The organism is Nocardia amamiensis NBRC 102102 (assembly GCF_001612745.1).
Classification (GTDB): domain Bacteria; phylum Actinomycetota; class Actinomycetes; order Mycobacteriales; family Mycobacteriaceae; genus Nocardia; species Nocardia amamiensis.
Genome location: NZ_BDBA01000303.1, coordinates 1 through 8,640 on the forward strand (window position 1 = coordinate 1; position 8,640 = coordinate 8,640).

At 64.5% G+C, this 8,640-nt stretch carries 8 protein-coding genes and 2 pseudogenes; 7 read left to right on the plus strand and 3 right to left on the minus strand.

Going from position 1 to position 8,640, the window contains the following annotated elements:
• Positions 1 to 5 precede the first annotated feature (5 nt).
• The 4 genes from NA4_RS36150 to NA4_RS36165 all read left to right on the plus strand — a co-directional run bounded on the left by NA4_RS36150 (position 6) and on the right by NA4_RS36165 (position 4,004).
• Positions 6 to 1,082 carry a Glu/Leu/Phe/Val family dehydrogenase gene (locus NA4_RS36150; protein WP_245671754.1) on the plus strand — a complete coding sequence of 359 codons (1,077 nt, stop codon included), beginning with the start codon at positions 6 to 8 and terminating at the stop codon, positions 1,080 to 1,082.
• A gap of 75 nt (positions 1,083 to 1,157) precedes the next feature.
• Entirely contained in the window at positions 1,158 to 2,297 is a 1,140-nt protein-coding gene (locus tag NA4_RS36155; RefSeq protein WP_067480246.1) for an acyl-CoA dehydrogenase family protein, read from the plus strand.
• Between the two features lie 30 nt (positions 2,298 to 2,327).
• Positions 2,328 to 3,074 carry an enoyl-CoA hydratase-related protein gene (locus tag NA4_RS36160; protein ID WP_067480240.1) on the plus strand — a complete coding sequence of 249 codons (747 nt, stop codon included), beginning with the start codon at positions 2,328 to 2,330 and terminating at the stop codon, positions 3,072 to 3,074.
• Between the two features lie 54 nt (positions 3,075 to 3,128).
• Complete coding sequence (locus tag NA4_RS36165) at positions 3,129 to 4,004, plus strand: amidohydrolase family protein (protein ID WP_218022513.1); 876 nt, start codon at positions 3,129 to 3,131, stop codon at positions 4,002 to 4,004.
• A 408-nt stretch (positions 4,005 to 4,412) separates the two neighbouring features.
• On the opposite strand, the gene NA4_RS43025 is transcribed toward NA4_RS36165, so the two are convergent.
• Together NA4_RS43025 and NA4_RS43030 are read right to left on the minus strand one after the other, a co-directional pair.
• Positions 4,413 to 4,592 (minus strand): hypothetical protein, encoded by a 180-nt coding sequence (locus NA4_RS43025; protein ID WP_245671756.1) that lies wholly within the window; start codon positions 4,590 to 4,592, stop codon positions 4,413 to 4,415.
• Positions 4,540 to 5,091: a transposase gene (locus NA4_RS43030; RefSeq protein WP_307188628.1), complete on the minus strand. Its 552-nt coding sequence runs from the start codon at positions 5,089 to 5,091 to the stop codon at positions 4,540 to 4,542. Before NA4_RS43030 ends, NA4_RS43025 begins: the two co-directional genes overlap by 53 nt.
• On the opposite strand from NA4_RS43030, the pseudogene NA4_RS36175 reads away from it, so the two are divergent.
• Together NA4_RS36175 and NA4_RS44065 are read left to right on the plus strand one after the other, a co-directional pair.
• Positions 5,029 to 6,243, plus strand: a pseudogene (locus NA4_RS36175) (ISAzo13 family transposase); the annotation flags it as partial. The gene NA4_RS43030 and the pseudogene NA4_RS36175 sit on opposite strands and share 63 nt — an antisense overlap.
• A 288-nt stretch (positions 6,244 to 6,531) precedes the next feature.
• The gene (locus tag NA4_RS44065) at positions 6,532 to 6,807 is read left to right on the plus strand and encodes a hypothetical protein (protein WP_444980051.1); all 276 of its coding nucleotides are present in this window, start codon (positions 6,532 to 6,534) and stop codon (positions 6,805 to 6,807) included.
• Between the two features lie 318 nt (positions 6,808 to 7,125).
• Here the strand turns inward: NA4_RS44065 and NA4_RS36180 are convergent.
• A pseudogene (locus NA4_RS36180) lies at positions 7,126 to 7,811 on the minus strand (IS110 family RNA-guided transposase); the annotation flags it as partial.
• Between the two features lie 375 nt (positions 7,812 to 8,186).
• Between NA4_RS36180 and NA4_RS36185 the strand changes: the two are divergent.
• Positions 8,187 to 8,640, plus strand: a 454-nt coding sequence (locus NA4_RS36185; RefSeq protein WP_067480243.1) for a winged helix-turn-helix domain-containing protein, incomplete at its 3' end; no start/stop codon positions are given.

An 8,640-nucleotide genomic window follows, 5' to 3' on the forward strand; every position in this document is an offset into this window, starting at 1 on the left:
ACCGTGTGCAGCACAACTTGTCGCGTGGTCCTGCCAAAGGCGGTCTGCGGTACAGCAGCACTGTCACTCTCGACGAGGTCCGCGCGCTGGCGATGTGGATGACCTGGAAGTGCGCGCTGGTCAATGTACCGTACGGCGGGGCGAAAGGTGGGGTGCGCTTCGATCCGAAGCTCTATTCCACCAACGAGATTCAACGAGTGACCCGCCGTTACACCAGCGAGATCATGCCCTTGATCGGCCCCGTCCAGGACATCCCCGCTCCTGACATCGGCACCGACGAACAGGTAATGGCATGGATGATGGACACGTACTCAGTGGGCCAAGGCCATACCACTCTCGGCGTCGTCACCGGAAAACCCGTACCTCTGGGCGGGTCACACGGACGCGCCGACGCTACCTCTCTGGGTGTCGCCCATATCGCCCTCGCCGCCATGAAGCATCGGGGCATGACTCCGGCTGCCACCACAGCCGCTGTGCAGGGCTTCGGCAAAGTCGGCCGCGGCGCCGCGCGGTTCCTGGCGGATGCGGGGGTGCGAATCGTGGCCGTCAGCGACGAATACGGTGCGGTCCACAACCCCGACGGCATCCCGATTCTCGAACTGGAAGAACACGTTGCGACCGCTGGGCGAGTAGCCCGATTCACACATGCCGAAGACTTGCCCGACCGCGACGACCTGCTGTACTTGGGTGTCGATGTATTGATACCCGCGGCGGTCGAGGGAGTCCTGCATGCGGGCAACGCCCGCCGTATCGTGGCGAAACTGATCGTCGAAGGTGCTAACGGCCCCACGACGCAGACCGCCGATGAGATATTCCGCGAAAACGACCAACTGGTGGTACCCGACATCCTGGCGAACGCCGGCGGCGTGCTCGTCTCGTATTTCGAGTGGGTGCAGGCAAATCAGGCCTACTGGTGGAGCCGCACCGATGTGGAGAGCCGGCTACGGGACTGTATGAACGCCGCTTGGGGCCGGGTGGTCGCACACGCCGACAAATGCCAGGTGTCGTTGAGGCTGGCGGCAACCAGTCTGGCGGTAGAAACAGTCGCCACAGCACACCTGATGCGCGGCCTGTATCCGTGACGCCGCGGCAGGCCACCGTCGCATGGCACGCACCTCGCCCGATCACGAAGAACACCCTCGACACGGGAGACGATGATGAGTTTCTGGAGGTACCTGGCCGACCCCGCAGTCGCCGAACCGGCACGGCGATTCACCGCGGAGGTCGTCGACCCCGCCGCCGCCCGAATCGATCAGGACGACGTCTACCCGGTCGAACTCGTCGACCGGACCGCGGCGATGGGCTGGAACGCCATGACACTTCCCACCCGCTACGGTGGCCTCGGCGAACCGATGGGGAACGCGCTCGGTGTCTTCGAGGAACTCGGCGCGGGCAGCGCCGCTCTGGCGGTATCGCTGATCACCATTCTGCAAAGCCAGAAGATCATCGAGCTCTACGGAAGCGAAAGTCTGAAGGAACGGGTGCTGCCCCGCTATGCCGAGGGGTTACGCGCTTCCTACGCACTGACTGAACGAAGCCATGGCAGTGACATCCGCACACTCGACACCAAAGCCCACGGAAGCATCGCCCAGGGGTGGGTGGTCAATGGTGAGAAGGCGTTCATCACCTCCGGGTCGCAGGCGGAGTTCTTCGTAGTACTGGCTGAAACACCCGTCGGTGTATCCGCATTTGCGGTCGAGCGTGATACCGCGGGTGTCAGCACTCGTCGGACTCGCGACGCGCAGACTTTCGGGTTGCGTAACGGCCCGCACGTGAACCTCGTGCTCGAGAACGTCGAATTGCCCGGCGATGCGCTGATCGGCATGGAAGGCAATGGACTCCGCCAAGCCATGGTCACGCTGTCCAACAGCCGGACACTCGCTGCGGGGATATCGCTCGGCATCGCCCGTGCGGCCTTCGACAAGGCGTTCGACTACGTTTTGGAGCGCCCCGCCTTCGGCGGCAAAGTCATTGATTTCCAGGGTATTCAATGGTACTTCGCTGAAGCCGGGGCCGAGATCGACGCCGCTCGTCTGGTTGCTTACCAGGCAGCCCGCGATCTCGACGCGGGTGGCGACTATCAGCGGTCCTCCTCGGCGGCCAAATTGCTGGCCGCCGGGCTGGCCACCCGCGTGGCCAGCATGGCCGTGCAGGTGTGCGGCGCCGCTGGCACCCGGGAGACCTCGCCGTTCGGCCGTTACCTGCGAGATGCGAAGGCGTACGAGGTAGCCGGGGGCTCCGCGGAGGTGCTCAAGAACACTATTGCCAAGAGCTTCATCAAGGCCGCCCGGCCCTGACCCAGCCCAGCCATCCGGAGGATCGCCCCCATGCCCAAAGTTCGTGTCCACATCGACAACGGCATCGTGACAATAGAGTTGAACAACCCGGACCGGCGCAATGCGATCGACGTCGAGATGGCCGGCGAATTGGTCGACATTTGCGAAACCGTCGACAATACCCCAAAGATCGGCGGTGTGGTGATCCAGGGTGCCGGCGGGCAGTTCTGCTCCGGAGGAGACCGCGATGACCTCGACGACGTCACGCGCGCTCCGCTGAAAACCGCCAACTTCGACCGGATCTCGGTGCTCTACAACGCGTTCGTCCGAGTCGGCGGCCTGCAGGTCCCCACCGTTGCCGCAGTCCGTGGGGCCGCAGTCGGTGCCGGCTTGAATCTGGCACTCGCCGCCGACCTCAGAGTGCTCGCAACAAACGCCAGACTGATACCCGGATTCGTGCGACTGGGATTCCACCCGGGCGGCGGCCATATGCATCTGCTGCACCGAGCCGCTGGTCCGGACACCGCCGCCGCGATGGGCATGCTCGGCATCTCACTCGACGGCGTGGAGGCCCAGCGCGTGGGACTGGCCTGGACGGTATGCGCCGACGAAGACGTCGAGGCGAACGCCCGAGCACTGCTCGCGACAGCGGCCGCCGATCCCGAACTCGCCCGATTCGCAAAGAAGAGCTACACCGCCCAAACACGTTCTGCTGCTATCGACTGGCCGACGGCATTGAACGTCGAACGCGTCGCCCAACTGTGGTCGTTTGCCCGCGCGGGAGCTGCGGTCTCCTAGCGTCTCGGGCGGCACCTGTAGCAAACCGTTACCCCATCGCATCGAGGAGCAGCTTTGGATTTCGGCACCGACAAGATCGATCGAATCTGCCCGGGACCGAATCCTGGCCCCACAAGACCCACACGGTTCACCGTGCCCACCGGTGCCGTCGACACCCACGCACACGTAGTCGGCACACACTTCGTCCCCGAACGAAGTTATACACCTCCACCCGCGTCCGCCTCGGATTACCTACGGATGCTCGATGCCACCGGTATGAGCTACGGGGTCCTGGTACAGATCAGTGTGCACGGCACCGACAATCGCCTGATGCTCGATACGCTCGCCGCGAACGCCGAGCGGTTGCGCGGCGTTGCCGTGGTAGCACCGGATGTTGCCGATACGGAACTCGGTGTGTTGGCCGAGCACGGCGTAGTGGGGTTGCGCTTGAACACGCTGGCCGGCGGTGGATTCGGCTTCGACCGGATCGGTCGGTACGACAGCATCTGCCGGGAAATGGGCTGGCATCTACAATTGCTCACCAACACGCGGCACCTGGCCGAGGCGCACACGAGGTTGTCCAAACTGTCCGTACCGATCGTGATCGACCACATGGGCGATTTCGATATCTCCCGCGGAATCACCGCGCCCGACTGGAGGATTCTGCTAGGGCTGATGGCAGATGGCGCATGGGTCAAACTCTCCGGCGCCTACCGGCTGTCCGATGCGCCATCGTACTCCGACACCCTCGCGTTCGCTCGCTCGCTGATCCAAACCGCACCCGACCGGTGCGTCTGGGGATCGGACTGGCCACACGTCGGTTTCTGGGGTGAGATGCCCAACATCGCAAACCTATTGCACCTACTCGCGGAATGGGCGCCGACACCGGCCGTTCGGGACACGATCCTCACCACAAACGCGCACCGTCTCTACGGTTTCGGCTCCGAATGACCCCCGCAAGCTCCCATGGCGATCTTCTCGGCGCAGGCTTTCTCGCAGGGCGAGGCCACGGGGAAGTCCCACGCCGGACACCGGGCGCACCGGTCGGATCCGCCGTAGCACGGCTGATACGGACCTGGTGGATGCCCGCCGGACCTGCAGGCTGCCAGCGCCCACCATCGACATATTCGCCACCACGTTGCACGCGGATCACCTCCTGCGGCAGATTTCATGAGCATCGAAGCGCGGTCACTTCGCCGAAGAGGCCAGTAGTGCGCAATCCAGAATTGGGACTGTAATTTTTCTTCGGCTGGTCCGAAAATATCCCTCGGTGACCAGTGTTCGGGAGGTGATGCGGGCGTGATTGAGTGCCCGGCGAGGCGAAGCGAGCCGGGTCGGTAGGGCTGGCGGGTGCTGGTGTCAGGCTCCGATCGGGTCGAAACGGACGGTGAAGCCGAGCGTGTTGGCTTGCCGCACGATGCGCCGCATGGCGCGTTCGGGGTCCAGGCGAGTGAAGTAGTCGCCGCCGAGGTCCTGGTATCCGGTGTCACCGGTCAGCATGTGCCAGGCCGCGACCACGATGGAATGCTGGATCGCCACAATAATTTTCTGGGTTCCCAACCGGGGTCTGAGCCGTCGGTAGCGGGCGGCGAGGTAGGTATCGGTGGTCCGGCCCGCCGCTAGCGCGGCGATACCCAAGGCACCGTTGAGCCAGGTGTTGCCGTGGCGGGTCTTGCCGGATTTTCCGTTTCCCGGCGGACTCGCGGTGACCGGGACAGACCCCTGCCCACGAGGCGAAGTGCCCCGCGGTCGGGAACTGGCGCATGTCGCCGCCGCTCTCGGCGATGAAGACCTCCGCGACACCACGGCTGACGCCGGGAACGGTCTCCAGCAGATCAAGCTGACGGGAGAAAGGGCGCATCTGCTCCTCGATCCGCACCGAGAGTTCCTCGATCGCAGCACTGAGCTGATCGATACTTTGGAGTCGTAAAAGTAATAACGTGTTGTATTGCGTCTCAACGTGTTTCGTTGTGCTATGGCGGTGGTGAACGGCGTCGTCGCTGGTCTGGCCGAGCGTTTTGCGGCGTTGTTGCCGCATCTGAACGAACGGCAGCGGCGTCTGGCGTTGGCAAGCGAGGCCCGGGCGCTAGGGCATGGCGGGGTGCGGGCCGTGGCCCAGGCTGCCGAAGTCAGCGAAACCACCGTCCGGAAGGGTGTTTTCGAGCTGGAGGCTGGTGAGCAGCCGCTGCCCGACGGGCGGGTTCGGCGCTCTGGCGGGGGTCGCAAACCCGCCGAGGAGTTGGACCCGGGCCTGGTTGCGGCGTTGTTGACGCTGGTGGAGCCAGACGAGCGTGGGGATCCGATGTCACCGCTGCGCTGGACAGTCAAGTCGCTGCGGAGTCTGGCCGCGGAGCTGACACGGGCCGGGCATCCGGTATCCGCGCCGACGGTGGGCCGGTTGTTGAAGGCTCAGGGTTTCAGCCTGCAGGCCAGCGCCAAGACTCTAGAGGGAACCCAGCATCCCGATCGGGATGTCCAGTTCCATTACATCAATGAGCAGGTCAAGCGGCATCACGCGGACGGACAGCCGGTGATCAGCGTCGACGCCAAGAAGAAGGAGCAGCTGGGGCAACTGCCCAATGCGGGACGGCAGTGGCGCCCGAAAGGCGATCCGGTCAAGGTCGAGGACCACAGCTTCTATTTCGTCGGCCCGGAGGTTGAGGTGGCGATCCCGTTCGGCGTCTACGACATCGTCAACGACTCCGGCTGGGTGAACGTGGGCACCGACCACGACACCTCGGTGTTCGCGGTGGAATCAATTCGGCGCTGGTGGCGTTCCTGCGGCCGACTGGATCACCCGGACGCGGATCGTCTGCTGATCACCGCGGACTGCGGGGGCTCCAACAGCTACCGGTATCGGCTCTGGAAGGCCGAACTCGCCGCGTTCGCCGCCGAGACCGGCCTGACCGTGACCGTGTGCCACTTTCCGCCGGGCACCTCGAAGTGGAACAAGATCGAGCACCGGCTGTTCTCCCACATCACGATGAACTGGCGTGGCAGGCCCCTGACCAGCCACGAGGTCGTCGTCAACAGCATCGCGGCCACCCGAACCCGCACCGGGTTGCGTGTTCACGCCGAGCTGGACACCAACACCTATCCGACCGGGATTTCCATCAGCCGCGAACATGTCCGGTCACTGCCCATCACGACGCATCCGCAGCGGGGGGCCTGGAACTACACCATCGCCCCCGCCGGCCGGGCCGAGATCGTCGCCGGTGGTGCCCGGGACGCATCCCGAGCGCACGCTCTGGCGATGCTTGCGGACCCGAAGGCACCGGCATGACCCACAGTGAACTGCAGGCACTCTGCGCCCAACTCGCACCGGCGCAAGCAGCCGTGGCCGAGCAACGCAAATACCTGCAACGCGGCGGACCACGCCGAAAAGAACTCGGAGACCACGGCCGCCCATTGCTGACCCCCGCCGACAAGGTACTGATCACCGCGGTCTATCTGCGGCGAGCCTGCCCCCCAGAAAGTCATGGTCGAGCTGCTGGGAATCAATCCGAACACCATCGGCCAGGCGATCAGGGAAACCCGTGCCTTGATCGAGGAACGGCAGATCACTATTTCCCAGACCTCGCACTACTTCTCCACCGTCCACGACCTGCGCGGCTGGCTCGAAAACGATACTGCGACAGCAAGAATAGAAGCCTCTCGAACGTTGTCTCACCCCGCGCTGACGGGCATGACCAGCGGCGACTTCCAAGCCATGGTCGACCGGATCTCGGTCGGCTACCGCGCCACGATCGAATGACGCCGCCACAATCAACGCGGTGGCGACCGCCGACCCGGCACCCGAGGCGGTCTGTTCCGCCAAAAGATCACCGACGCCGACCGGATTCTGGCCACCGTGCTCGATCAGCGGAAGCTATGCCACCAACAGACCCTCGCAGAACTGTTCGAAGTCAGCCGCGGCACCATCCGCAACGCCATCGACGACGTCCTGCCCCTGCTCCACCAGGACGGCTACGCCATCACCCCATCCGAACGCCAATTCGCCACTGCCGCCGAAATCTTCGCCCTCGTTCGCACGCACAACAACCACGAATCGCCAAGTTGAATCTTTACGACTCCGTTCCAGATGCAACCGGCACAGAAACGCGTGATGCTCACCAAAGTTGCCGGTCAACGCCTGCACCAGCTGCGGGATCTTCGAACGCATCCGCCGCAACGCCATGTCCGCCAGCACCTCAGGGTCCTGTTCACCGTCGATCAGCGCGGCCAGCATGCGCTGGCCTGACTTGCCCAGCAGGTCGGCGGCCACGCCGGACAGTTTGATCCCCGCGTCCTCGAGTTCCTTCTCCAGCCGTTGAGCCTCACGGGTGCGTTCGGCCGTCAGCGCAGTGCGGTACGGGTCAGGTCCCGCAAGTGACGGATCGGTTCCGGGGGCACGAACGAGGCCCGCACCAGGCCGCATTCACCCAGCTGACACAACCAGGCCGCGTCGGACACGTCGGTCTTGCGGCCGGGCAGTCCCTTGACGTGGGACGCGTTGACCAGGATCACGTTCAGGTGATCCTCCAGCAGGTAGAACGCACCGCGCCAGTAATCGCCCGTTGCTTCCATCACCACCAACGTGACCTTCTCGGCGGCCAGCCAGTCCCGCAGCTCCAGCAGCGCGTTCGTCGTGGTGGCGAACGTCCGGACGACCTGGCTGCGTGAGCGTTTGCGCTTGCTCGTGCTCGGTGTGCGCACGCACGCCTTCAGGTCCATCTTCCCGATATCCAAAGCGGCACACCGCCCGCGCAGCAACTCCACACGATCCTCCGAAACCGACGACCTACCAAGGGCGTCCGTCCGGAGGGACCGCAGAGCCTCAAAGAGTCTGGTCCGCGTGCTCATGGCAACAATCGACAGTTCCTGTCAGCGGTCCCCGGCGTCATCCTCTGTCACGAACTCTGGGCATCAAGCCTGAATCGACGTGCCGGACGGACGCACGCCCATTTTCCCGCATCGACGGTGTCCGCGCAGCGGACCCGGTTCCTCTGTCCCACTTTCGGTGGTAGTCGGATTACGGTCTATGCCAGCATGATTCGGCTGGCGGAGAAGCTCGAATCCCGCGCGACCGTACATTTGGCGTTTGATCAGCTTATTGAACTGAAACTTCGTGGTTGCCTTGTTCGTTGAGGGCGTGTGAGTGATCGGGACCTGCGGCGGTTGTCGCCCGCTGCGCAGGAGGTGGTGCGGCTGCGGGTGGTCGCTGCGCTGGAGTCGGGACGGGTGCGCACCTACGGTGAGGCTGGCGAGATGTTCGGTGTCTCGCAGCGGTCGGTGGGCACGTGGTGGCGCAGGTACCAGGCCGGCGGGCGGGAAGCGCTTGCCGCACCGGTGAAATCCCGCATCGGCCGGGACGAGCTGATCAGCGCCGCCGATCGTGCGGTGTTGTTCCAGGCGATGGCCGACTACACCCCCGAGGAGTTGCTGATCGGCGGCCCGTTGTGGACCCGGGCCCTGGTGGCCGAGCTGATCCGCAAGGTGGTCGGGGTCGTCATGACCGAGCAGGGTGTGGGCAAATGGCTGCGCCGCCACGGGTTTTTCCCGCAGCGCCCGGCGCGACGTGCCTACCAGCAGAACCCGCAGAAGGTGT

Coding starts and splice junctions, on each gene's coding strand:
- NA4_RS43030 (WP_307188628.1), bottom strand. CDS start 5,091: ATGCGGCAACAACGCCGCAAAACGCTCGGCCAGACCAGCGACGACGCC.
- NA4_RS36155 (WP_067480246.1), top strand. CDS start 1,158: ATGAGTTTCTGGAGGTACCTGGCCGACCCCGCAGTCGCCGAACCGGCA.
- NA4_RS44065 (WP_444980051.1), top strand. CDS start 6,532: ATGGTCGAGCTGCTGGGAATCAATCCGAACACCATCGGCCAGGCGATC.
- NA4_RS36160 (WP_067480240.1), top strand. CDS start 2,328: ATGCCCAAAGTTCGTGTCCACATCGACAACGGCATCGTGACAATAGAG.